Genomic DNA, 22,547 nt, shown 5'->3' with positions numbered 1-22,547 from the left:
CAACTGTCAACTGTCAACTGTCAACTGTCAACTGTCAACTGTCAACTGTCAACTGTCAACTGTCAACTGTCAACTGTTCCCTCACCCATTTTTCCCAAACTTGCTATCTTGCAAAGAATTACCAATTCCCTGGATAATTCCCCGCCCGATCAAACCAATTCCCCGCCCTATAACCTGAGTCAAAACGTAAACAACAGCAGCACCCAACAGCGAAATAACCGCGCGAACTCTAGGTGCGATCGCATCCCTGGTTTCCAGCAGCAAAGTCAAGGCTAACTGCCACCCCGAAAGCTGTGCTAACTCCAGATTTCTCGGAGCATAAATAGAAATTTTCTTAATTCCAGAATCGCTCAAAACAAACAGCCAAAACCTGCTTTCAAAAATAGCTTTCGGTTCCACAAAATATCTATCCCAGCTATATCTCCACGACAAATCATTCCGAAATCTCTCAATTTCTCGCGTCGAAATCAACTTGCCATCGTAAAAAATTTGCTTGATTTCCTCAATATTCGCCAAATTATTTAGTAGAGGCTGTACCACTCCGCTAGCAACTTGAATTGCCAAATTTTCTAACAAAGCTTCAGCTCGCTGCATCGCTTCCGGGCTGCCAGCAACACAAGAAATATTGTCAACTGTTAGAGGAATTTCAAATAGCAAATGTGCAAATAAATCAACTGTCATCGGTATTTTTTCAAGGATTTGTGCTGCAACTACATCAGCATCTGCCAGCAGCATCGGCACAACTTCTACACCGCTGCCTGCCAAGAGATAAGCCGCGCTTCCCCCTTGACTTTCTTCCAGTTTTAAGCTTGCTTGACTGCCATCAAAAACCAGATTTTCTTTCGTTTGCAGTGTATAGTATCTGCCAAAAAAATCTATGATTGTCGCCTCCCACAAATTTCGTAAAATAGCAGGCATTTTTTGCGACAATTGAGTTTGCTGCACTTGCGAAAAGCGCAATTCTTCCAGCAAATCCTTTAACTTCCGCAGGATGGAACTCATCAATTCACGCTTTTTGGGCGATCGCAAAATATCGATTTCCAAAGGCAAGCCAGTCAAATTCACCAAATCAAACTGCAATTTAGCTGCCACCGAGTCAAACAAGCTACCTTGCCAATTAGTTGCAACCACCAAAGATTCAGCCAAAACTTGGGAATTCGCTAATTGCAATTGAGAATTATTTAACAAATTCTCCCGTCTTCCTTCTGCCTCTGCCTTCTCCCCTCTTGCTTCTTGCTTCTTGCTTCTTGCTTCTTGCTTCTTGCTTCTTGCTTCTGCCTTCTCCCCTTTTCCTTCAAATAATAACTGACTGACAATCCAACGAGCTGCGAGCAATTCTCGGCGGCGCCCGCTGAGTACAACCCCATCTAAAATAGAGGGCAAATCTGTCGGAGCTGCGGCTCTGATATCTTGCAAATCAGCTTGGACAACCGCCAAAGTTGCATCTATTTCCCGTATTCCAGACTGACAAAAATAAGCCAGCATTTTTTTGTGTACTGGCGTATCAATTGTCGAATTATCTGCATTTTTATCTGCAATTGCTGCGGAGTTTTCTACTGTTTGAACCACCGCTGCATTTAGTTCTATTTCCGAGTTAGCGGCCGCATCCGTCGCCCAATAAGTGAGATCAGATGCCACAGCGCGAATAGCTTCGATTGTCAGAGAAATATCTCTACCTTTAGGACAATAGCCATTCGCGCCCGTCGCCTGTATATCCGCCAACAGATCCGCTGTCAGCGGCCCGCCTAGCAGTAACAGGGGCAGGTTGGGGTATAAACTTTTGAGTTCGCGACAAAATGCCAGCGCCTCTGTTTGACCCGATCGCAAATTTAGAGTCTCAACAGCCAAAATTACCAAATCTGCTGGTTTCTTGGCTGCTACCGAGTTGAGCGAGCGAGCTTCTAGAACTCGCAAAGCCTCGGTTGCGGTTGAAACCTCTGCAACAACTTGCAAGTCTGGATACTGCTCGCAAGCGACTCGCAGCCCCAGCCGAAAAATGGGGTCGCCCTCGATCGTCAGCACTTGGAAATTACTCACTTGATTTTAGATTTGAGATTTTAGAGACCGATCGCGCGAACACCCAATTACTCGGGCAGCAAATTAGCATCAGGAGGCCCAGCCGATTCAGGAATCGAGGGCGGCGCGGGTTCCGGAGCGGGAGCCGGAGGAGCAGGTTCCGGAGCGGGAGCCGGGGCCTCTTCTCTCGCGGGCGGATAGTAAGGTTCCGGCTCCCTCGCGGGCGGATAGTAAGGTTCGGGAGCCGGCTCTCTAGCAGGCGGATAGTAAGGTTCCGGCTCCCTAGCAGGCGGATAGTAAGGTTCGGGAGCCGGGGCCTCTTGTCTCGCAGGCGGATAGTAAGGCTCAGGCTCTGGCGCGTACTCCTCCTGTCGCGGAGCTGGCGCGTACTCCTCCTGTCGCGGAGCTGGCGCATACTCCTCTGCAGGAGCTGGCGCGTACTCGCGAGCGGGTTCCGGCGCGTACTCGCGAGCGGGTTCCGGCGGCGGCGCACTGTTGGCTCTGAGTTCAGCACTCCAACGCCCGATCGCACCTGCAGCCTCTGAATACAGCGCCCTACCGTAACCGATTTGGGAAGCCGTATCAATCGCCGCTCCTAGACTGCCTTGAGATGCCAATTCCGCAGCTCGATCGAGAATCGGTCTGTCTTGAGCAACTTGCAGTTCACTCACCCACTGATAGACATTATCCTGAGCTTTCGCGTACAAAGTCCTACCGCTCTTAATTGCCGAAGCTTTTTCAATAGCAGCACTCAGTTTTCCTTGCTTCGCCAGAGCGATCGCTTCATCCAGAAAAGGCTGATCTTGAATAACTTCTATGCGTTTCGTCCACTGAGCCAAGAGAGTTTGCGCTTCTATCCTGCGGGGACGGTTTTGACCAACCAGGACTACCTGAGCCATGCCCCCATTGAGTCCTTCAACCGTTTGCGCTTCTGCCAACTGCTTCGCCAGAGTCAGAAAAGATTGGTCTTCGATCCGCTGAATTTCCCGGCGCCAAGCAGCCACCAAAGTTTGAGCGTGAATCCGCCGCGGTTGCTTAAGTCCGATAGTTTGCGCTTGCTCGATCGCGAGTCCAAACGTCCCTATCTGACCAAAACTAGCGATCGTGTTCGCCACTTGCAGACGCAGCAAATCTTGAAACTGCACCTGCAAATTTTCAATTTGAACTTGAGCTTGCTTGTACAGAGGGCGACCCGGAGCAATTTGGCTAGCAGCCCCCTGCCCTTCCAGCAAGCTAAAAATGTGTTGTGGCAGCGGAGTTGATATCGACTGGTTCCACGTCACTGCCTGAGCCCTACCCAACTGCATCAAATCTTGAGCTTCGGCAAACAGCGGGGAATCCTGCGGCACAACAGAAGCAGCCTCGATCGCCCCCGGCAGGTCTTTCGCCCCCAACCGCTTAGTAGCCATTGCCAGCAAAGTCCGGCTCCATCCCTCAATTTCCTTTTCAGCTTTAGCGCGGGCAAAAAGCTGCGAGTCTATTTTGCGAGCCAGGACTATCGCCTCAGCGAACTTTTGCGGAGTCTCGTCCTTCGCCAAATCTCTAGCCTCTTGCAAGCGCTGCCAGCCGTTTCTTTCCAAAGAAATCTGCTGGATCAGCTCGTTGTAACGCTTCTGACTCCAGAAAACATTTTCCAGCTTGAACAAAGCTTGAGCATAATCCCAAGCCTTCCTTAAATCGTCACTTTTCAAAGCTGCTAGGGCTGTATCGTAGAGTTTTTGGCCCTCCTGCCAATTTTTTTCCCAAGCAGTCACAGCCTCCTGTACCTCTGGGTAAGACCGACTGGTTTTGGGAATTTTCGCCACAATCTCCAGAGCGCCTTTCAAATCGCCCAGCTCAATTTTTGCCCTGGCAAAACCCAGCATGGCTTTCGACCATTCCCCGATCAAATGTTGCCCTTGCGAGTATAGCGGATGTTCTTTCGGCCAAGCCTGCACCAATGCCATTGCCGATTCTAGCTGTTCTAGCTTCCCCGACTTAGCAGCTTGTTGAGCGCAGTAAAGTCGCTCTCCGTCCGCCGCCAGCGGCGACAGTTGCTGGCAATTCGGCGGTGGCGGCATAGTCAGCAACCACAGAAATGCAGCCGCACCGGTTACTCCAAATCCCACCAGGAGACTCAGCCAGATAAGCTGCCACTGCCAAAAAGTTCTTTTTCCCTCGTTCGGCAGCGCCGTTACTGAGGAACTCGCATCGCCTGTCGCCTCTGCACTGAACTGTGCCGTCGGTTTGGGGGATGGGTTGTATTGCGGTGGTGTGTGGAATTGGTCAGATTGTCGTCTCGCCATTACTTCAGCCTGTCCTGTAATGCGCACTCTTCATTTGACACTCCCACATCAAATCTATAGATTGTGATGTCGGCTTCTGACTCCTGTTAAGGAGATCGAGAACTTCCTTCAAGGTACTGGCAATCTTTCCCTCTACGGCGTTTTATAGTGAGGTTCGTGTCCAGCCCCACTGGTTGCTTCCGAGTATTTTAGGCTCTCGAAGCACGTAAATCATACCAGTTATCACACAGTTATTGACATATCCCGGGGCCGTTTAGCAGAAAAAACAGTATAAAGCCCCGTCAGTCCATCAATTTTAGATTTTAGATTTTAGATTTTAGATTTTAGATTTGACTCCACAGATGAAGTGGGGGAGGGATTAAACTAAGGTTTAATATTAAATCCGGGTCAGAAATTCCCTGATCAGACTCAGCGGTTGAAACCAATCATACACAAATTTTGATCCACTCCCAGCCGATTAAAAAATAAAGGGGGTATTAAAGCCGGATTTGGTCTACACTTTTACGTGTTGCGGATAAAAATTATTTTTTGGGTTTAGTCATAAGTTTTATTCCCGATCGCCAAACTTGTCGATCGAGTTTCATTTTTCTGTTTTCATTTTTTTTCTACAGTGCCGAATTCCGGCTGGCGATGGCAAAAAAAACTATCGCACCCAGCCAAATACTTAAATCATTTTATACGACCGACAGGCAGATCACAAAGAGTGGTTTTGCTTCCAACCGCCGCTGCTTTATCCGTTACGAAGCCTTTGGCCTATTGCTGACACTCGATGCTTGCGTGGCGGACTCTGGCGATCGATATCCGTAGAAATCTATCCGGTAGTCTACAATTTTGACACCTGTTTGCTCTTGGATTAGCTCGATCAAGTCGATCGGCAATTCCACATGAACGTCTAGAATCTGAGCCGTATCAAGACAATTGACATGAGAATGAGAGTCGCTGACATTGCCGTACAAGCGTCCCTCCGAGCGTTCTATGCACTCAATAATCCCTTCTCTCGACAAAGCTTCTAGATTTTGATACACAGAAGTATGACCGATCGAATGCGCTTGTTTGTTGAGGCGATCGTAAATTTCGCGAGCCGAGAGGTGTTCTTTTGCCTCCCACAAAAGTTCTAGAATAAATCGACGCTGGCGGCTCAAGCGCATTCCTATCGCCTGACAGCGGTTTAAAGCATCTTCTAATGAACGAATTGGTTTCACAGCTACCGCCTTATAAAGCCTGCTCGATTTTTAATTCTGGTACAATATTGCACGCCTACATATCCACTAATTCTAACGCAGGCTTGCCCAACAGTAGAAGGTAGAGGGCAAAAATCTCGAATGAGTGAATTTTTTCGAGTTGCTGCTCAACCCAGGCTGCCAGCACCCCAGAAAATTCTCCGCCTCACAAATATTGCTTTGACTCTATCTTCTACTGCAACACCTCCTAGTTCGAGGATTTGATGGCGTTAACCAGTAACTTGGCGATTTCCGAGAGTTGCTTTTTGTTGAAAGTTTTGAGCAAAAGCTTGACTACCGCCTTCGGTTCGGCTGGAAGTGCTACTTGCTTCAACGCTGCGGCTGGGGCTGCTGGGGGGCTTGCCTCTGCAGGTTTTGGGCTTGCTGCCAAAAGTAGCAAATTTTTACTCGGAACGATCGTCTTGACTTTCCCCACTTGTACTAAATCGCCAGCTTCCTTGAGTTCTTTGATAATCAGCGGAGCTAAGACTTTATAAGAGTTTTTGGGATTAACGATCGCTGCTCTAGCGGTTTTTACTAAATTTTGCCAAGTCTCAATTTTACCTCCCAACTTATAGAGGCGAACGCACACAGCCGTCAACTCAGAGCGACTAGCAGCCGATTCTTTCTGCTTGAACACCTGCAACATTTCTTTCAGTAAAGTCATCACTTCAACAGCAAAATTCGCCGGCACAGCCCCCGCTGTTGGAGTAGCGGGCGTACCAGACCGAGCAGCCTGCACTTTGCCCGACGCCAATTTATTGAGGTGAGTTTCGAGTTGAGCAAAAACAGGCATCACCTGCTGCACGAGTTTTTCTCCCTCTTCATTCCTCAAGCCGAAAGGCCCCTCCAGTCGCCCCAGCAAGTCCTTAAGCGTATCAACTCCCTTTAAAAATAGGGATTCTGCCGTTTGGTCAACCTGGTTGACGGGCCCGTCCTTGAGCACCTTAAAACAATCTTCCAAGCGGTGAGCGGTTGTTTTAATACTATCTAAGCCAAGCATAGCCGCCCCTCCTTTCACGGAATGGGCGGCTCGAAACATCTCTTGGACGCTTTCGGGGTCTTTCATCGTGGACTTTAAATCCACTAAACCATTTTCTAGAGTATCGAGGTGCTCCTTAGCCTCCTCTATAAACAAACGCATAATTCGGTCTTGCTGATCTGACACGACAGTCCTCCTAACAATCTCAGCACCCTCCAGAAAGCACCCTCTTCGCGGGAGAAAACGCGACTCCTGCCAAAAGTCGGAAGCTCCCATGCAAAACATTCTAGCCTGCCTCAGCTAGCAGACTCAAAATACTGGTGTCGGGGCAATCTTAGCCCTAAAACTGGTGCGGTGGAGATTGAGTCTAGAGTTCTGAGGGAGTATCTGGAGCGATTTCAATGCCCATTCCTTGTTTCATCATCTGCTGAGTCGTAATCAAGTCGTTTAACTCCTTGACTTCGACGCCAATGTCTTGGCAAGCCTGTTTCAGTTCCCGCTCGAAGGTGTTGAGGTCGCCTCCGTAGCCGCAAAGCTTCGCGGCTGTGGCGATTCCTTGTTGGGCGTTAGCCTTGGCGCAGTCGATCAATTCAATGCCTTTGAGGGGTTGGGAGGATGCCATAATGTCAAACCACAATTTCTCTTTTTTTCCACTGTACCTAGAACGTTGAGGTCGATCGATCTATCGAAAGGCATGAAAAATCCTGCCTGTGCTGCGTGTTACCAATTCATACCTATTTTTTGGGAGTTCCTGCGAAGATGGCAGTAGTTGAGATTTTATAACCCTTACCGTGCCTAACTTATACTAAATCATGGTTAAAAACGTTCGCCTATCTAAAATGCACTGGCTCTGGAGCGTCCGGCACCGCGTGTTTGCGTCTGTTCTGTTTGCTATGGCAGTTGCTGTGTTGCTGCCGCCTGACTATCTCCCCCTGACTCGGACGCTGTGCATTTGGAACGCGGGCGCGGTCAGTTTTCTGATTTTGACTTGGATGCTGATGCTGCAAGGCACTCCCGAAATGATGCGCCACCACGCTCAGCAGTTGGATGCTGGCCGCTTAACAATCTTAAGTACGATCGTGGCAGCGGCTTGTGCTAGCTTGTTGGCGATCGTCTTTTTGCTGCGCGATACCAAAGGCCTGTCACCGAATTTGCTATTTCTGCACTTGGGGCTTTCTGTCCTAACAATTGTTGGGTCTTGGATGCAGGTACACACTATCTTCACGATGCACTATGCCCGCAGCTACTACAAAAACCGCAACAAGCAGCACGGCAGCTACTCGCAGGCGAATGGTTTGGATTTTCCGGGCGACGACGAACCAGACTACAAAGATTTTTTATATTTCTCCTTTGGTATTGGGATGACTTGTCAAGTTGCAGACGTGCAGATCACTTCTCGTTCCACGAGGTATCTCGTGCTTTTTCACAGCGTGCTGTCGTTCTTTTTTAACACTGCTATTCTGGCTATGAGTGTCAATATTATTGCTGGATTGAGTTGAGATGATTCAGTAGCAGATGCTGCGATTTTTTGTTAATGGGCGATCGGATCTTGTTTTGGGCGCTGCTTATTGCCGGAATTCCAGAGTTAGACGAAAGAAATTAGGGCTAATCACCAAAATTTGCATAACTCAATAAAAAATGTTAGTCTAATAACGAGTTATACAAAAAGTTTCCGCCTCTCCACATGATTTGGAGTATGGTTCGGCAACTTTCAGCCTAATAATGGTTGGGCTTTGGCTAAGCTAAATTTTGTCTAGTTAAAATTGATAACGTTATACTTGATTGAAATTTTTGCTATGAGCAATACAGAATCCTCAAATATCCAACTTGAACTAAGCTTGTTAAATAATGGGCTAGATTTTATTCTCAAGGGCATAGACGAGCTTTTTGATGATGATTACGTCATGAGAGAGTATTCCAGTGCGGTTGATATTGGCACGAGTAGTTACAAGTATGGTGTTCTGAACCTTTTTTCTGGTTTTTTGCTACTTCTTAAAGAAAGGCTTTATCGTCATATGCCAGAACTAATCTTCAAAGGTACTCTAAAAGATATAAGAAACAAGCTTTCTTCAGAAAAAATTCCTAATACCGTCGATCTAGATGAAGCCTTAGAAAAATTAGAAATCGGTCCTAGATTTGTATTTTCCGAGCGAAATGTAAAGTTAATTAGATATGTGCAAGATGTGAGAAATAAATTTGAGCATTACACAATCTCGGTTAACAAGTACGAACTGTGGTCGAATCTATCAAAGTTTTTGGAGTTGATTGATAAGTTTCTTGTTGAGGAACTTCACATAAATATTGAAAACTCACCGGAAGCCTTAGAACTTCAGGAAAAAATACACACAATAGATTCAGTCTGGCAAAGAACTCAGCAAGAGCGTAGAAGCCAATTTGATTTGGAGATCCAGGATAGGATTGAAGATAGGATTGAAGAATTTAATACCTCAAGAGACCGAGCTATGCAAGAGTTAAAAACAGAGTCTTACTCTAGCAATGGGGCAGATAAATTGTTAAGAAATTGCCCCGATTGCTACGAGCAAACTATGATCGTATACGATGATTTTATAGGCATATGTAGTAATCCAGAGTGTGGTAGTGGTCACGCTTTAACAGAATGCTTGAGATGTGACGAACTTACACCTGGTTATCCTTGGCAAGAAAAGTTTTGCGATTCTTGTTCAAATTGGATAGATGAGCAATAGAGAAACAGTTTGAGAGTTATGCGGGAGACAGACAACTTTCTTAACATATCTAAAATCTAATCATTCAAGTTGATTAGACTGCTTTCAACCGAATTATTGCCAACATCATAGATACCTTGTAAAACCTGCTTTTTGCGTAAGTCATCAGGTTTGTTATCAAGCCAAATTCATTTCTATAGCAATCCTTGCAGGAGTCGTAAATTTTTTACCCCACCCCAACCCTCCCCTTATCAAGGGGAGGGAGTAAGAAATTCACCAATGATTTAGGATTGCTATAGTATGAGTTAACAACAAGTGAAAAAAAGCAAGCAATAAGGAGAGAAAAAATTCCCCTAAACCAGAATATAATAATCGTGTCAAGAAGCAAATTATGGTTAACCAGTTTCGCGTCACCCAAGTTCCCAATAATGTTGAATCTGCTATTAATACGCTGGAAACCAAACCTAAAGAATTTGCTCTGTACCTTGACGAGTCTGGAAGTCCCAAACCCAGTCCCGATGACTCCTCTCCCTTCTTTGCAATGGGTGGGGTTTTGATTGAGAGGAGCAACGAAGATATGATTAATAGTCTTCTAGTTGATTTCAAGAATCGCTGGAATATTCCTGAAAACACACCCTTACATGGCAATGAAATCCGCTCTCGAAAAAAACGCTTTGCTTGGCTAGGTAAACTCTCGGATTTAGAGCATGAGCGTTTTATCGGAGACTTGACAAATACTATTATCAGTTGCCCCATCGTTGTTCACGCTTGTGTCGTCTCCCGCCAAGGCTACCTAAAACGTTACTTGGAAATCTACGGCGAAAATACTTGGGAAATGATGAAAAGTGCCTTTTCAATTGTAGTGGAACGTGCAGCCAAATACGCATCACTCAGAAACGGTACACTGATGGTCTATTTTGAAGCAGCAGGTAAAACAGAAGACAGACTACTTAAGCAATACTTTAATGAGTTGCGATCGCAAGGCAATCCTTTCGATCCCAACCGATCTAGTCAATACTCGCCATTATCTAACACGGATTTTTCGAGACTGCTGCGCGGTATAGATAGCAAAACAAAAAATAACCTAGTAATGCAACTAACTGACTTGTGTTTATATCCCGTTGGGCGCAGCCAAGACCAGCCTGATAATCGAGCTTTCTTATCTTTGAGGAAAGAAAATTTACTTGTAGACTGCGACCTAGAGCCTAGTCAGATACCCCGATTAGGTATTAAATTCTATTGCTTTGATAAATCCTAAAAACAGCAAAACCGCCTATTCAGCGGTTATGATGCGGCAGTCGTAACGACTACCCCTAGGCTTTGCCTAATAAAATTATAACTTTAGGGCATTCAAACGTCAAGACACGGACAATCAATTGAGCTACCAAGTTGATGGGAAGGAATTTTTAATGCTGATTTTCCCACCCAAAGCCGATCGCCCTCCATCCCCCGACACTACAGCAAACGGGTGATCGCACGCCCCCGTTCTCCCAATCTCAAAATTTCCTGACATTTTTGTTGCCAAGTCGAAGTCATTACGAGTATGATTTAATAAGCAAAAAAGAGAGCCGCCATGAGGATCGAAGAAATTCCCCTCAACCAGATTCGCCGCCCCCTGCCGCGAGTCAACGACCAAACTAAAGTAGCCGCCCTCATGGATTCCATCCGTGAGGTAGGTTTAAACGAACCCATCGACGTGCTAGAAGTAGATGGCCAGTTTTACGGATTTTCCGGCTGCCACCGCTACGAAGCTTGCCAGCGTCTCGGTTTAGAAACTATCCGCTGTAAAATACGCCGAGCTCCCCGTGCCGTGTTGCAGATGCACCTAGCCTGAGTATCTCAACAGCAATTCACGACAGGTAAATATTCGATCGCCCAAAGCTTTTTAAGAAGTTCGATCGACAATCACTACTAACAAGCTAAAAACCTATGACTGCCAACAACCACAAACAACATCTTTACCCCACCCGCATCGATATGTCCGCCGCCACCCGCTCTCAAGTAGTCGGGCTGCTCAACGCCACGCTGGCAACGACTCTGGACTTAAAAACTCAAGTCAAGCAAGCTCACTGGAACGTTAAAGGCATGGACTTCTACCAGTTGCACTTGCTGTTTGACGAAATGGCAACAGAACTCGAAGAATACGTTGATTTGGTTGCAGAACGAGTCACAGCTTTGGGCGCTTTGGCTGTCGGAACAGCCCGCACAGCCGCCGCAGATTCGATCCTGCCAGAGTTTCCTTTCGACATTGTAGACGGCAAAGAATACGTGACGGCTTTGGCCGATCGCTATGCACCCTACGCCCAACACCTGCGAGTCGCGATCAACAAAACAGACGAACTCGGCGATGCTGATACAGCTGATCTGTACACCGAAATTTCGCGGACAATTGACAAGCGTTTGTGGTTCCTAGAAGCACATTTGCAAGGTTCTGCCACAACTGCAACAGTCGCAGCCGAAAAAGTTGCCGTCAAATAGCCACAAAAAAAGTTGTGGGGTGGGCGCGGGAGCCCTCCCCACAGATGTATTTCCTTAAGGCTCGTGACAGTTTACGATCGAGAATATGTCCATTTATTAATTTGGATGAGTTTTTCGTGACTGCCAATATTCCAGATTATGCTCCTCAACTGCAACGCCTGATGGAACAGGCGGGGCTTTCGAGCGATCGAGAACTCAGCCAAAAAGCAGGAGTTCCCGAAATTCAGCTAAGCCGCCTGCGTCGCGGCTTAGCTTTGAAAACCCGAGCCGACATCCTGCTCAAAATCAGTCAAGCTTTGCAAATTTCCTTACCCGAACTGCTCGCAACCTTGACGCCAAACTATGTAGAGTTAGAACAGGCACCACCGACCGCCCTAGAACAAGAATATCAGCGCCTGCAAGCTTCGATCGAACAGCAGCGAGAATCTTTGATGCAGGAATTCCAGCTCTCTAGCGTGCAAATTTTAGAATCTTGGATGTTACAGTGGCCGACTGCTGCGAGCAAAGCTCAGGAAAATCACCACTTGCGGGCTCAGAAACTGCTGCCCTTGCTGCGGCCAGTCGAGCAGTTATTGGAGCATTGGGGGATAGAGTCGATCGCCCCAGTCGGAGCCCAGATTCCCTACAACCCCCAACAGCACCTGCTAATGGAAGGAACAGCCGAACCCGGAGAACTCGTCAAAGTCCGCTACACAGGCTACCGGCAAGGCGACAAACTGCTCTACCGCGCCAAAGTTAGCCCAGTTTGATTAATACCAGAAGGCATTCGGCAGAACCAAGATTGTCCCCTTTTCAAAATTCATTCTCGGCGAAGCGCTGCGACTCTGATCAGCGTTACGATCCGCGACGAGCACCATCTTTTGCACTCAAAACTATTCTCCCGCTCTCAGGCTCTGGCACTTTTCCCCTCTCTTATTTGGATCGGAGTCCATCTCGCAGCTATACTAGCCTAGTCTGGCTAGAAATTCTGACATTAACACCGCAAAATATGAGTCCTGTAGTTAAAATTATTCAGCCCTCTGGCATTTTAGACGGCACCAAGGCAAGTCAATTCCGCCAAGAGATTAGCGACCTAGTGGAAGCGGGAGCCGATGTGGTATTGATAGACTTCACTGATGTGACATTTATGGATAGTTCTGGTTTGGGCGCTTTAGTCTTGGCGCTCAAAACAGTCCGGGCCGCTGGGAGTCAATTAGTTGTCTGTTCTATCAACGAGCAAATCCGCATCTTATTTGAACTCACCAGCATGGATCGAGTTTTCGAGATATTTCAGACCCGCGATGCTTTTAATAGCAAAATTCTCTCAACTAACTAAATCTTTGGGCTGCTGCCTTCTTGCTATTTGGTCGCAGATGCAATGCAAGAAGTCAGTTAGCCAAAGTTTACCTTGAGTAAAGACCAATCATCATCAAAAACTGCTTTAGCGTTCAACTTTTGAATGTAGTTCAAAACCAGCTCTAACTGGTCGGCACTTGCACTGTTGTAAGCTGCTAGCAGGTCGATGAAAGGGTCAAGCCCCCAGATATTGCCGTCAGGTTGGTGGATCTCGTATACCCCGTCGCTAAAGATGTAGAGAGTGCTCAAATCCTCGACATCGCAGCAATTATCGACATAGGGGGCGTCGGGGAACATCCCGACTGGCATTCCGGGGGTTTTTAATCGCTGGATTTTAGCCGTGCTCGCAGGGGACTGCGAAATCAACACGGCCGGTGGATGGCCGGCGCTGGCATAAACTAGCTGGCGAGAAATGCGGTTGTAAACGCCATACCAGATGGTGAAATACTTGTCATTTTGGTAGCTCATCTGGAAGGTGGTGTTGAGGGCCCGCAAAACGTCGCTAGGTTTGTAGTAGTCTATGTTGGGGAGTGTGCGCGATCGCAGCAAATTCAGCACGGCCACCGAAGGCAGCGCCGCCCGCAAACCGTGACCGGCTACGTCGAGCAAGTAAATCGCCAAATAATCGGCATCTAACCAGTTGTAGTCGAAGCAATCTCCCCCCAACTGCCGGGAGGGAATGAATTTTGCCTCGATGCTGAAAGGTTCCTTCATCGGATCTGGCAGCAGCGATTGCACGTACTCGGCAGCCTCGGCTAACTCGGCTTCGAGATCTTGCTTGGCAATTTTCAAATCTCGGCTGAGTTGGTGCAGCCGCAATCCGGCGCGCACTCTCGCCTGTAACTCGTTGAGTTCGATCGGCTTCGAGATAAAATCGTCGGCACCGGCGTCGAGCCCTTTGACTCGATCGGCGATCGAACCCAAAGAAGTCAACAAAAAGAATTGTGTAGTTGACAGATCCGGATCTGCCTTAACTCGACGGCAGACATCGATGCCGGTCAAGCGCGGCATGATCCAATCGCAAATTATCAGGGCCGGACGCAATTTTTGCGCCTGGGCTACACCGTCTTCGCCATTGCTTGCTACTGTTACTTCGTAACCCTGTTTTTTCAGGGTTCTTCTCAACAGTTCTTGAACAGCCGTATCATCGTCAATAACCAGAATTTGAAACATGGGCACTTAGGTACTACAAGTTTTTCAAGGTCTGGGGGTCATTTAAAATATATCCTGTCAGCGCCCTTGTCTGAGATTGAGTATAGTTTATTGACATCGCTTTCGAGGTAATTGCTTTTGACGGCGGGTGGTTGAGTTCAATTTACGTTAAAATTTGAGGAAAATTTGGCGCGATCGAACTTCACTCAGTTTATACTCAGAATATAAATTTTTATAGATTTTTATTTGCCACAGGCGCTGGTTGACATGGAAGTGCTATTTATGGTATAGTGACTCACCGATTAGTGGATTAGACATTGATCGACGGCCCACCAAAGCTAGTATCCTCAAACTACCATTCAATTTTGCCGCCGTTGTATTTTGTCTCATCGTATTTTTTCTGGTTGTATTTTGCCCACCGGCCGATGAAGAACTTCTGTGGTGAGCGTGATTGAATTAAAGGGTTCCGAAAAGTTGCCGATGCTAAAAAAAGCGGATCTTCAAGTCAATACAGGTCTGAATGGATTAAGCTGGGTTTTGTCGTGGTTTGCACAATTGTACGACTCGCGAATTCCTACAAGTGTGTGGATACGGTGTCAGTTAGCTTTGGCTGAGGGCTTTACGAATGCGGTGCGTCACGCCCACAAGGGCAAACCAGCGGATTTGCCTGTTGACATTCAGGTGGCGGTGTTCGCTGAATCTTTAGAGATTAAAATTTGGGACTCGGGCGATCCGTTTGATTTAGAGAAAAAAATCAAAGATATTGCGGAAAAAGTCGATGTTCACTCTCCGGGCGGGCGGGGCCTAAAATTGATCAAAGACATCGCAGACAGTATTAGTTACGAGAGAACGCCTGATGGACGGAACTGTTTGTCGATCGTCAAAAATTATTCGCCCTGTATCGACGATCGAAAATAACACTAATATTTTTAGCGGGTAAGGGTTGAGGGTAGCCCCTCAACCCTTCCCTAAGAACCGTGCGTGGCTGTTAAGCTGCGTAGCAGTTTATTATATTTTGATTTGACTGCTTCCCTAGATACTGACAATTCTCATAGCATCGGTATTTCCCCCATTAACTTGTTGCCAAAGTGTGCTATAGATTCCTTCTTGTTGAATCAAATCTGTATGGCTAACCTGATACCACAATACTGCCATTTTCCAGCACAAACATCTTATCTGCACGCAAGGCATGAGCCATACGGTGGGTGATCATAATAATTGTACGTTCTTTAGTAAGGTGCTCGATCGTATTCATAATCTCAACTTCTGTTGCCGGGTCAAGGGCGGATGTCGCTTCGTCTAAAATCAAAATAGCCGGATTTCTGACTAATGCTCTAGCGAGGGCGATTCTTTGCCGTTGTCCCCCCGATAATTGTCCGCCTCTGTCACCCACAGGGGTATCGTAACCTTGAGGTAAAGTAAGAATAAACTTGTGAATTTCGGCGTTTTTGGCGGCGGTTTCTACTTGTTCATCGGTGGCTTCTAAATATCCCATTCTGATATTTTCACGGATGGAAGTATTAAATAAAATTACTTCTTGAGAAACCAGCCCAATTTGCTCGCGCAGGGATTTTTGAGCGCAGGAACGCAAATCAATGCCATCAAATAGAATGCTACCTTTATCGGGGTCATAGAAACGGGTTAGGAGATTAACGATGGTACTTTTACCCGCACCGGAATGTCCGACAAAGACAACAAAATCTCCTTTTTTGATGGTTAGAGATAGGTTATTAATTCCTTTTCTCTCTGAGGAATAGCTAAAACTAACACTATCAAAGCGAATTTCTTGAGAAAAATGAGGTAATTCAATGGCATCAGGTGCATCTTGGACTTGGGGAACTTCAGCTAAAAGAACGGAGATGCGCTGCATGGCGGCTATCCCGTCTATTAGGTAGGGAAGGGAAAAAGTAAAGCTGAGGATGTTTAGATTCAAACCGACTAATAAAACCTGAAAAGAGACAAGCGTTCCTACTGTAATTATGTTTCTGTAGGTCATTACTGCGCCGATACTGATGATGGCAAGCTGGACAAATACAAAGACTAAAGTTGGAATCCTTTGGACTAAATAAGAGGAAAATTTGGCTTTAACATACACTTTTTTTAGAGCGTGCAAATCTTGGGAAAAGTTATTAAGAGTTCGGGTTTGCAAGCCAAAGAGTTTAACAACTGATTGAGAGATAATATTTTCTTGAACTACATTGGCAATTTGTCCTTCTTTATCTCTGAGTAGATAGTTTTGCTCTGTGGCTGTTTGACTAATTTTTGCGGGAGCAAGGACACATAAAGTTAACCCGATACAACTAATCAGACCTAACTGCCAGTTGAGAGAAAACATAAAGATAGCAGAAAAGAGAATACTACCGAGTTCTAAAATCAGGACAAATCCGTAGCTCAAGCTATTTTCTATTTTTTCCGTATCTGCTGAAAAACAGTTGACAATATCTCCGGCTGAACGTCGCCCAAAAAACTCCATAGATAGGTTTTGCAGACGATCGAACATAGAATGGCGTATATTGTTGATGACTGAAATGTTAAACCGTGCTGCCCAAAAATCTCCTAATAAACCGATGAAAACAAATAAAATCGCTCCTGCACCCAGCAATAATAGAATTACAACTAGGAGGTGGTAATTTTGGGGAAGAATGGCAGCATCAATAATAAATTTTAAGCTGATTCGGATTGAGGATTCAAAGGCGGCCTCAAAAAGTCCACGAGCGATGAGAAGAATTGCTAACCATCTGTAGGGAGCGATGTATTTATTCAGTTCTTTGAGAAACCAAATTAGATTCATTTGTTTTTAAATTAAAAGGTGACTCGCTCCAATACACCAGGAGTTTTCAAGCCAGCTAACGCGGCATTGCCAGTACATAATAAAACCGTAATCATTTCAGCCAGTAAATCTTCCACTAACTCGGATAGTGCAGTTTCAGATTCAACAGCAGCTTTGAGAAAGGGAAACGCCAAACCCGCTAAATCTGCACCCAGAGCAATAACTTTAGTCACATCAACACCATTGCGAAGTCCACCAGAAGCAATGATGGGAATCTGGGGAGAAACCGCCCGTACTGCTGTGACGCATTCTGCGGTTGGTAATCCCCAGTCAGCAAAGGTTGTTCCCAGTCGGCGTTGTCGTGCCTCTGATGCCCGTTCGCTTTCTACTTTTGCCCAAGATGTTCCTCCTGCCCCGGCTACGTCAATGGCGCTTACTCCAGCCTCTATGAGTTTCTCAGCCATCTGTGCCGAGATGCCGTTGCCAACTTCTTTGGCAATGACGGGAACAGGAAGCTTTTGGCAAAGGGTCGCTATTTTGGCGAGTAGTCCCCGAAAGTTAGTATCTCCTTTGGTTTGAATACACTCTTGTAGGGGATTCAGGTGTAGGATTAGGGCATCGGCTTCTAGTAAATCCACACTCCGTAAGCATTCGTCAATGCCGTATTTATAGTTAAGCTGTACTGCACCCAAATTGGCAAACAACAGAATATCAGGGGCGATAGAACGTACAGCAAATGTGGGTGCAACCTGGGAGTTTTCAATTGCCACCCGTTGAGAACCAACTCCCATTGCAATTCGGTAGTGTTGGGCAACTTCTGCCAGACGATAATTAATCATTTTCGCCTGTTCCGTTCCGCCCGTCATGGAGGAAATTAGGAGGGGAACACCTAGTTTTTTCTGGAAAAAGGTTGTACTCAGGTTAATCTCACTTCGGTCTATTTCTGGTAAACAGCAGTGAGTAAACCGATAGTGTTCTAGTCCGTTGGTGGTTTGATGAAATTGTACATCTTCTTCCAAGCAAACTCGCAAATGGTCGGCTTTCCGAGTTTGGGTTAGAGTTGCTTGTTCTGATGTTGCTTTGTTAGCTGTTTGATTTGACAATTTACTTACTTTTATAAAGGGAAAAAAATTATTGTGAAATGGTAGTACCTTCTTCTAGGATTGGTTCAGGAATTTCGGGTACTGCAAAACTTTCAGTCTCTGCATTCCACATTTTCTCGAATTTCAGATCTTCCATCCATAGTTCAATAAAAATTTTAGCTATTTCCGGCCTAGTTTTCTCTAGCAATTTGAGCCGCTCTTGCAGTTTCGAGTTCAAGCTTTCAAGATACCACCGCAGGTGTTGGGGAGCTTCAGCACCATAGAGGCGCACAAACATTCGATAGGTATTAATGACGTTGCGATTGATATCTTCTTTGTAGTCTCTGAGGTCACAACAAATTTTGCAAATTTGATCTGATAGTCGGCAGGTTTGTAAAAATTCTTCATCATAAGGTTGATTGGTTAACTTTAATAAAATCCGTTGTAGTATTGCAAAATCAAAACATTTGAATAGACTGGCTTTATCAATATCTTCTACAGTTGGACTTCCTCCCGAACAAAACTGCTGTTCCAGACGGTAGTAGGTCAATCCATTGGTAAATAATTCAGTTTCTATTTTCTCATCGAAGAGGTTGAGTTGAAATAATACATCTCGCAGAGTTAACATATGTGGTGAGATAAAATCGGGATCGTCAACATGGCGTTCGTATTCTTCATCAAATTGATAGATTGTCGCCTCAACAAATATGAGTAGAGGCATAAATTGCGAAAAATCGGCTTCCGAAAGACCTACCAAGGGAAAATAGAAGCCCGTGAGGCCCTGAAGATTAGTGATAGATTTTTGAAGACTCCAGTATGAAGTGGTGGGTATCAACATTTGATCGGTTACAGACACCGTTTTGAGAGATTCTAGGTGATTATTCACCAGAGCGGTGTCGTTTTTGAAGATGGAGTAAGTCATTACATTCCCCTTGTTGGTTAGTTGATATAACTAATTCTGTTGCCAAAGAGTAAAGTATAGAGGGCGAGGTTATAGTGATATAATCTTGCTATTCAACCTGCTGATATGGCTCAATAAATCTAAGTATTGGGTCAAATATAGCTTTGTTGTTGCCCTCTAAACGTTCACTTCTATAAATTTGCTGTTCTGGTGATTTTGGATTACTGTCTCTCTGACTCTTGAAACTTTTTAAGCACTATCTAAACGTTCTTTAGTGATAGCGATCGCATGGCTAGCTGCTAAGATGTAAACTTTACGCTACCTGATTTACTGAAGGGGATTTTGTGGAATTCCTTGAAAAAGCCTCTGTAATTATTTCAGACATCAGATGAGAAAAGGGAATTTTGGCAAGGTGTAAAATAGTACCGACTTTGGATGTATTTGGATTTTCTACACCCATCGTGAGAGACGTGGAAGTGACAAAAGGACAGGGATTTACCTCTAAAACAAACATTTCTTGAGTTATCTCCTCCATGCGGATATCTACTCGTCCATATCCAGTAGCACCTATTGCACAGTAAGCACGTTTAGCTAGTTCGCTCAGTCGAGCCTGCAATTCAATCGGTGCTAATTGATAACCGAATAACGGTTCCTGATGGGGTAGGATAGTTCGTTCTTCTGCTTCTCCTAGCCATAGCTCACGGGTATAAAATCGTTCAGTTTCGGGTACACCAGAGTGAAAAACTGTTTCCAAGGCTGGATAAATCTTTATTCCCTCTGGATGTTGAGCAGTCCCTATGACTAAAACCGTAAATTCTCGACCTTTGATAAATCGTTCGACAAAGATACTGCCTGCCGGAATCTGCATCCCATGTTGTCCTTGCTGTAGATCATCAAATCGAGCGATCGCTTCTTCATCAGTGTGGATAACAGATTGCAAGGAAATACCTCTAGTACCAAACGAAGCTGAAGGTTTGACAATCAGTGGAGGTACAAGGCGATCGCACAATCCCCGAATGCTATTCACATCTTTAATCACTTCATAGGGTGCAGTTGAAACTCCTGCCTCAACAAAAGCCTGTTTCATCAGTATCTTGGAGTCACCCATTTTAAAGAACTGAGAATCTGCTCCAGTGAAGAGAATACCCTTAGCTTCCAATAATTTCACAACAGAAGCCCCTGGATATCCATCAATTTCATCGAGTCCCGCACAATAGTTCAGTACAATTGGAAAATAATGGGTTTGGGAAGCCGCGACTTCTTCGATCGCTGCCTTCATATTTTTTAAGGTGATTAGCTTAAACTTCCATGCGACTTCCAGTTCCGCAAAAACCTCTGCTAGTTCTTGCTGAAAATATACAGGATCGAATTCTTGGTTAGAAAAATCTGAATCTGCAGATAAAGAATAGGGAATAAATGCCCAGACAAGCATCTCTTTATCGGAAATCGGTAAATTTTTGATTGGTTGAATTGATTTCATTTTTTAGAGAGGGTTAACAGGATTGCTGAGGTGGACAAAAACAATACCTTAGTTCTAGGTAAAGCCTATGGGCAATTTATGAAAAACTATACTGGCACTCTTTGGATTCCAAAAAGTTTCTATATAGGCGTTGAAAAGGTGATTTAACTCGCTGTAAATGTTCAAAATTAAATACATCTAGCATCAGAGCAAGACCACTGCCATATTCGGGGTGATTTATCATATCAATAGGTTGATAGCCTAGTTTTTGAAAGAAACCAATCATGTGAGGTTCGCAGTCTATAAAATCCAATTTGACTCCATCTAGCAGGAGCTGGTTGTAATTGGCTTGCATTAGGACTAGCCCTATCCCCTTTCTTCTGAAATTTGTGTCTACCATAAATTTCGTGGAAACTGACACATTCATGGGATGTGCATCTTGGGTGATTTCACTCATGTTATAAAGAGAAACATAGTATCCTAAATCTGATTGGCTAGAATAGTTACATCTAACAGTGCCAAGTAATTTACCATCTTTAAAAGCTCCAAAAATGTTGCCTGATCTATCTAGCGGTTCTTCGATTTTTTGCTGTTGTTGGTCTGCATAGTGTTGGCTATATCCTAGTTCTTCTACATAGATTTGATAGCGTAATTTGAAAACCTGTTCTTTTTCTTCTGGGGTTTGAGCTAATCTGATTTCTAGCATAGTATTTCTATATCCGTAAATTCAGAGTTTGTTTTTAGTTAGGGCGATCGCCCTTCGGATGTGGAAATTTAATCGGGGGGCGATCGCCTTTCAGGTGGCGGGACTGCTAGAAAATAGTGCAGTCCCTACCTGTTACGCCGACGCGGGTATGTGGAAGTTGGTTAGAGGGGCGATCGCTCTTGCGATCTGTGAATTTGATTAGGGTGAGAGGCGACTCATTGAGTCTGGTGTTGTTTGGATCGGGATTTGGTGGGTTTTTTCCTTATGTGGGATCGCTTTGCTGCAATCAAAAAGAGGCATAGATACCCCACTTCACCTTATGGGGTTTTTTCTCTCCCAGGTTATCCTAACTCTGCACCCATTGGTTCTGGTCATTGAGTGTCATGTCTACTTCATATTCCCCTGATTTAAACTTAAATAGCGAAACTTTCGTGACCGTCTGTATATCCAATACTTCTCCTTCCTTCTTTTCCGTAGCAGCTCCTACCCAATAAACGGGTGTTGGAGTGAAACTGTGCGTAAGGTTTGGCCCTGCTTGTTCTACAAACGTTCCTTTACCAGACATTCCAATACCAACTGTGAATTTTAGATCTGGTATATTGCCCAAATCTGTAATGACAAGCTCACCCTTTCTTGATGAATCTTGAGTCGGATTAGTCAGAGTAGGAGCGCCCGCTGAATTATAGCCAAAAGTGCTGCTATTGGCGGTTTCTAGATTCGCGTCTCGTGGTCCTCTTGCTTTATAAGTTATACCCGGCTTTAGTTCTCCTGTATCAGCCCAGACAAAGTTGTAATTTATAAACCATGTGAATGAGATTTCATCCTGTGGAGCTATAGGATAAGGGCTGACAAACCAAGCAAGAGATAACATTTTGTTGGTCTGCTTTGGACAAGTTTGGTAAATATAAAATACCCAATCCCGGCTCGATTGGTTTTTGACATTTAATGTGTATCCTTGCTCTCCCCCTAAGATCAATGACCTTTTGTTTTGACTTGTATGGATTAGTGATGTCACTTCTCCCTCAATCTCCGCATCAAATTCATTCAACGTTACTCCTGCTATTACTGCATTGCCTATATGCGGAGCAATCACTTGTGTTTTCGCCTCATTTCCAATGGGTGTAGGATTCGTTACTTTTCCTTGATAATCAGCTCCATCAAAGTAACCAAAATTAAAGTGACTATTTGGATAGATGGCGACAAACCATCCATTTATCGCAGCACTTACCTGAGATTTTTCAAGATCAGTCATAGCTCTGTTAAATCGAAAAAACATATGTGGCTCCTAAATTATTTCACTGATTTGCTGACGACAAATTTTGCAGATTAAGGTATTAAATTGAGGCGAGATGAATAGCGTTCGGTTGATAAATCCATCCCACTTGCTCATCTATTTATTAGACGCTTCCCGAAGCCAAATTGTGAATTCTTACACGGCATAAATTTCTGAAACTCGCTGCACCCGATAAAACCAACC

At 45.1% G+C, this 22,547-nt stretch carries 22 protein-coding genes; 9 read left to right on the top strand and 13 right to left on the bottom strand.

Annotation, left to right across the window (positions count from 1 at the left end):
• Positions 1–81 precede the first annotated feature (81 nt).
• From QUA58_RS01815 to QUA58_RS01795, 5 genes are all read right to left on the bottom strand, one after another.
• On the bottom strand, positions 82–2,037 hold the full coding sequence (locus tag QUA58_RS01815; protein ID WP_333392814.1) for a DUF3685 domain-containing protein: 1,956 nt from the start codon (positions 2,035–2,037) through the stop codon (positions 82–84).
• Between the two features lie 47 nt (positions 2,038–2,084).
• The gene (locus QUA58_RS01810) at positions 2,085–4,301 is read right to left on the bottom strand and encodes a hypothetical protein (RefSeq protein WP_333392813.1); all 2,217 of its coding nucleotides are present in this window, start codon (positions 4,299–4,301) and stop codon (positions 2,085–2,087) included.
• A gap of 737 nt (positions 4,302–5,038) precedes the next feature.
• Positions 5,039–5,503 carry a Fur family transcriptional regulator gene (locus QUA58_RS01805; RefSeq protein WP_333247510.1) on the bottom strand — a complete coding sequence of 155 codons (465 nt, stop codon included), beginning with the start codon at positions 5,501–5,503 and terminating at the stop codon, positions 5,039–5,041.
• Positions 5,504–5,729: 226 nt separating this feature from the next.
• The gene (locus QUA58_RS01800) at positions 5,730–6,788 is read right to left on the bottom strand and encodes an Hpt domain-containing protein (RefSeq protein WP_333247508.1); all 1,059 of its coding nucleotides are present in this window, start codon (positions 6,786–6,788) and stop codon (positions 5,730–5,732) included.
• An 82-nt stretch (positions 6,789–6,870) separates the two neighbouring features.
• Positions 6,871–7,125, bottom strand: coding sequence for a hypothetical protein (locus tag QUA58_RS01795; protein ID WP_333247506.1), 255 nt, complete (start codon positions 7,123–7,125; stop codon positions 6,871–6,873).
• A 190-nt stretch (positions 7,126–7,315) separates the two neighbouring features.
• On the opposite strand from QUA58_RS01795, the gene QUA58_RS01790 reads away from it, so the two are divergent.
• From QUA58_RS01790 to QUA58_RS01780, 3 genes are all read left to right on the top strand, one after another.
• Positions 7,316–8,002, top strand: coding sequence for a DUF1345 domain-containing protein (locus QUA58_RS01790; protein ID WP_333392810.1), 687 nt, complete (start codon positions 7,316–7,318; stop codon positions 8,000–8,002).
• 297 nt (positions 8,003–8,299) lie between these two features.
• A complete protein-coding gene (locus QUA58_RS01785) occupies positions 8,300–9,208 on the top strand; it encodes a hypothetical protein (RefSeq protein ID WP_333392809.1) in 909 nt (302 codons plus the stop codon).
• Between the two features lie 370 nt (positions 9,209–9,578).
• A complete protein-coding gene (locus QUA58_RS01780; protein WP_333392808.1) occupies positions 9,579–10,445 on the top strand; it encodes a DUF3800 domain-containing protein in 867 nt (288 codons plus the stop codon).
• 123 nt (positions 10,446–10,568) lie between these two features.
• On the opposite strand, the gene QUA58_RS01775 is transcribed toward QUA58_RS01780, so the two are convergent.
• Positions 10,569–10,700: a hypothetical protein gene (locus QUA58_RS01775; protein WP_333392807.1), complete on the bottom strand. Its 132-nt coding sequence runs from the start codon at positions 10,698–10,700 to the stop codon at positions 10,569–10,571.
• Between the two features lie 60 nt (positions 10,701–10,760).
• Here QUA58_RS01775 and QUA58_RS01770 point away from each other — a divergent pair, with 60 nt between their 5' ends.
• The 4 genes from QUA58_RS01770 to QUA58_RS01755 all read left to right on the top strand — a co-directional run bounded on the left by QUA58_RS01770 (position 10,761) and on the right by QUA58_RS01755 (position 12,980).
• Entirely contained in the window at positions 10,761–11,021 is a 261-nt protein-coding gene (locus QUA58_RS01770; protein ID WP_333392805.1) for a sulfiredoxin, read from the top strand.
• Positions 11,022–11,116: 95 nt separating this feature from the next.
• Positions 11,117–11,665, top strand: a complete 549-nt coding sequence (gene dps, locus QUA58_RS01765) for a DNA starvation/stationary phase protection protein Dps (protein ID WP_333247498.1) — start codon at positions 11,117–11,119, stop codon at positions 11,663–11,665.
• Positions 11,666–11,709: 44 nt separating this feature from the next.
• The gene (locus QUA58_RS01760) at positions 11,710–12,414 is read left to right on the top strand and encodes a helix-turn-helix domain-containing protein (protein WP_333247496.1); all 705 of its coding nucleotides are present in this window, start codon (positions 11,710–11,712) and stop codon (positions 12,412–12,414) included.
• Between the two features lie 239 nt (positions 12,415–12,653).
• Positions 12,654–12,980 (top strand): STAS domain-containing protein, encoded by a 327-nt coding sequence (locus QUA58_RS01755; RefSeq protein ID WP_041623653.1) that lies wholly within the window; start codon positions 12,654–12,656, stop codon positions 12,978–12,980.
• A 56-nt stretch (positions 12,981–13,036) separates the two neighbouring features.
• Here the strand turns inward: QUA58_RS01755 and QUA58_RS01750 are convergent, their stop codons facing one another.
• Positions 13,037–14,173, bottom strand: a complete 1,137-nt coding sequence (locus tag QUA58_RS01750) for a SpoIIE family protein phosphatase (protein ID WP_333247494.1) — start codon at positions 14,171–14,173, stop codon at positions 13,037–13,039.
• Positions 14,174–14,590: 417 nt separating this feature from the next.
• On the opposite strand from QUA58_RS01750, the gene QUA58_RS01745 reads away from it, so the two are divergent.
• Positions 14,591–15,070, top strand: a complete 480-nt coding sequence (locus QUA58_RS01745) for an anti-sigma regulatory factor (RefSeq protein WP_333247492.1) — start codon at positions 14,591–14,593, stop codon at positions 15,068–15,070.
• Positions 15,071–15,281: 211 nt separating this feature from the next.
• Here the strand turns inward: QUA58_RS01745 and QUA58_RS01740 are convergent, their stop codons facing one another.
• The 5 genes from QUA58_RS01740 to QUA58_RS01720 all read right to left on the bottom strand — a co-directional run bounded on the left by QUA58_RS01740 (position 15,282) and on the right by QUA58_RS01720 (position 21,070).
• Complete coding sequence (locus tag QUA58_RS01740; protein ID WP_333247490.1) at positions 15,282–16,943, bottom strand: ABC transporter ATP-binding protein; 1,662 nt, start codon at positions 16,941–16,943, stop codon at positions 15,282–15,284.
• An 11-nt stretch (positions 16,944–16,954) separates the two neighbouring features.
• On the bottom strand, positions 16,955–18,025 hold the full coding sequence (fni, locus tag QUA58_RS01735) for a type 2 isopentenyl-diphosphate Delta-isomerase (RefSeq protein WP_333247488.1): 1,071 nt from the start codon (positions 18,023–18,025) through the stop codon (positions 16,955–16,957).
• 28 nt (positions 18,026–18,053) lie between these two features.
• Positions 18,054–18,926: a hypothetical protein gene (locus QUA58_RS01730; RefSeq protein WP_333247486.1), complete on the bottom strand. Its 873-nt coding sequence runs from the start codon at positions 18,924–18,926 to the stop codon at positions 18,054–18,056.
• Positions 18,927–19,218: 292 nt separating this feature from the next.
• On the bottom strand, positions 19,219–20,385 hold the full coding sequence (locus QUA58_RS01725) for a hypothetical protein (RefSeq protein WP_333247484.1): 1,167 nt from the start codon (positions 20,383–20,385) through the stop codon (positions 19,219–19,221).
• Between the two features lie 76 nt (positions 20,386–20,461).
• Positions 20,462–21,070 carry a GNAT family N-acetyltransferase gene (locus tag QUA58_RS01720; protein WP_333247482.1) on the bottom strand — a complete coding sequence of 203 codons (609 nt, stop codon included), beginning with the start codon at positions 21,068–21,070 and terminating at the stop codon, positions 20,462–20,464.
• A gap of 28 nt (positions 21,071–21,098) precedes the next feature.
• On the opposite strand from QUA58_RS01720, the gene QUA58_RS01715 reads away from it, so the two are divergent.
• Complete coding sequence (locus QUA58_RS01715; RefSeq protein ID WP_333247480.1) at positions 21,099–21,272, top strand: hypothetical protein; 174 nt, start codon at positions 21,099–21,101, stop codon at positions 21,270–21,272.
• Between the two features lie 144 nt (positions 21,273–21,416).
• Here the strand turns inward: QUA58_RS01715 and QUA58_RS01710 are convergent, their stop codons facing one another.
• Positions 21,417–22,322, bottom strand: a complete 906-nt coding sequence (locus QUA58_RS01710) for a hypothetical protein (RefSeq protein ID WP_333247478.1) — start codon at positions 22,320–22,322, stop codon at positions 21,417–21,419.
• Between the last annotated feature and the right edge of the window lie 225 nt (positions 22,323–22,547).

Origin of the sequence: Microcoleus sp. N9_A1 (assembly GCF_036701795.1) — a bacterium.
Lineage (GTDB): Bacteria > Cyanobacteriota > Cyanobacteriia > Cyanobacteriales > Microcoleaceae > Microcoleus.
Note: the sequence above shows the minus strand (reverse complement) of the source record. Positions and strands in the feature narration are given on the sequence as shown.

Bases quoted from the DNA above. Each gene is read 5' to 3' on its own strand.
- QUA58_RS01750 (WP_333247494.1), bottom strand. From the start codon at position 14,173: ATGTTTCAAATTCTGGTTATTGACGATGATACGGCTGTTCAAGAACTG.
- QUA58_RS01785 (WP_333392809.1), top strand. From the start codon at position 8,300: ATGAGCAATACAGAATCCTCAAATATCCAACTTGAACTAAGCTTGTTA.
- QUA58_RS01795 (WP_333247506.1), bottom strand. From the start codon at position 7,125: ATGGCATCCTCCCAACCCCTCAAAGGCATTGAATTGATCGACTGCGCC.
- QUA58_RS01730 (WP_333247486.1), bottom strand. From the start codon at position 18,926: ATGACTTACTCCATCTTCAAAAACGACACCGCTCTGGTGAATAATCAC.
- QUA58_RS01775 (WP_333392807.1), bottom strand. From the start codon at position 10,700: ATGTCAGGAAATTTTGAGATTGGGAGAACGGGGGCGTGCGATCACCCG.
- dps (WP_333247498.1), top strand. From the start codon at position 11,117: ATGACTGCCAACAACCACAAACAACATCTTTACCCCACCCGCATCGAT.
- QUA58_RS01770 (WP_333392805.1), top strand. From the start codon at position 10,761: ATGAGGATCGAAGAAATTCCCCTCAACCAGATTCGCCGCCCCCTGCCG.
- QUA58_RS01780 (WP_333392808.1), top strand. From the start codon at position 9,579: ATGGTTAACCAGTTTCGCGTCACCCAAGTTCCCAATAATGTTGAATCT.
- QUA58_RS01710 (WP_333247478.1), bottom strand. From the start codon at position 22,322: ATGACTGATCTTGAAAAATCTCAGGTAAGTGCTGCGATAAATGGATGG.
- QUA58_RS01725 (WP_333247484.1), bottom strand. From the start codon at position 20,385: ATGAAATCAATTCAACCAATCAAAAATTTACCGATTTCCGATAAAGAG.
- QUA58_RS01720 (WP_333247482.1), bottom strand. From the start codon at position 21,070: ATGCTAGAAATCAGATTAGCTCAAACCCCAGAAGAAAAAGAACAGGTT.
- QUA58_RS01800 (WP_333247508.1), bottom strand. From the start codon at position 6,788: ATGTTTTGCATGGGAGCTTCCGACTTTTGGCAGGAGTCGCGTTTTCTC.
- QUA58_RS01810 (WP_333392813.1), bottom strand. From the start codon at position 4,301: ATGGCGAGACGACAATCTGACCAATTCCACACACCACCGCAATACAAC.
- QUA58_RS01740 (WP_333247490.1), bottom strand. From the start codon at position 16,943: ATGAATCTAATTTGGTTTCTCAAAGAACTGAATAAATACATCGCTCCC.
- QUA58_RS01755 (WP_041623653.1), top strand. From the start codon at position 12,654: ATGAGTCCTGTAGTTAAAATTATTCAGCCCTCTGGCATTTTAGACGGC.
- QUA58_RS01790 (WP_333392810.1), top strand. From the start codon at position 7,316: ATGGTTAAAAACGTTCGCCTATCTAAAATGCACTGGCTCTGGAGCGTC.
- QUA58_RS01760 (WP_333247496.1), top strand. From the start codon at position 11,710: ATGTATTTCCTTAAGGCTCGTGACAGTTTACGATCGAGAATATGTCCA.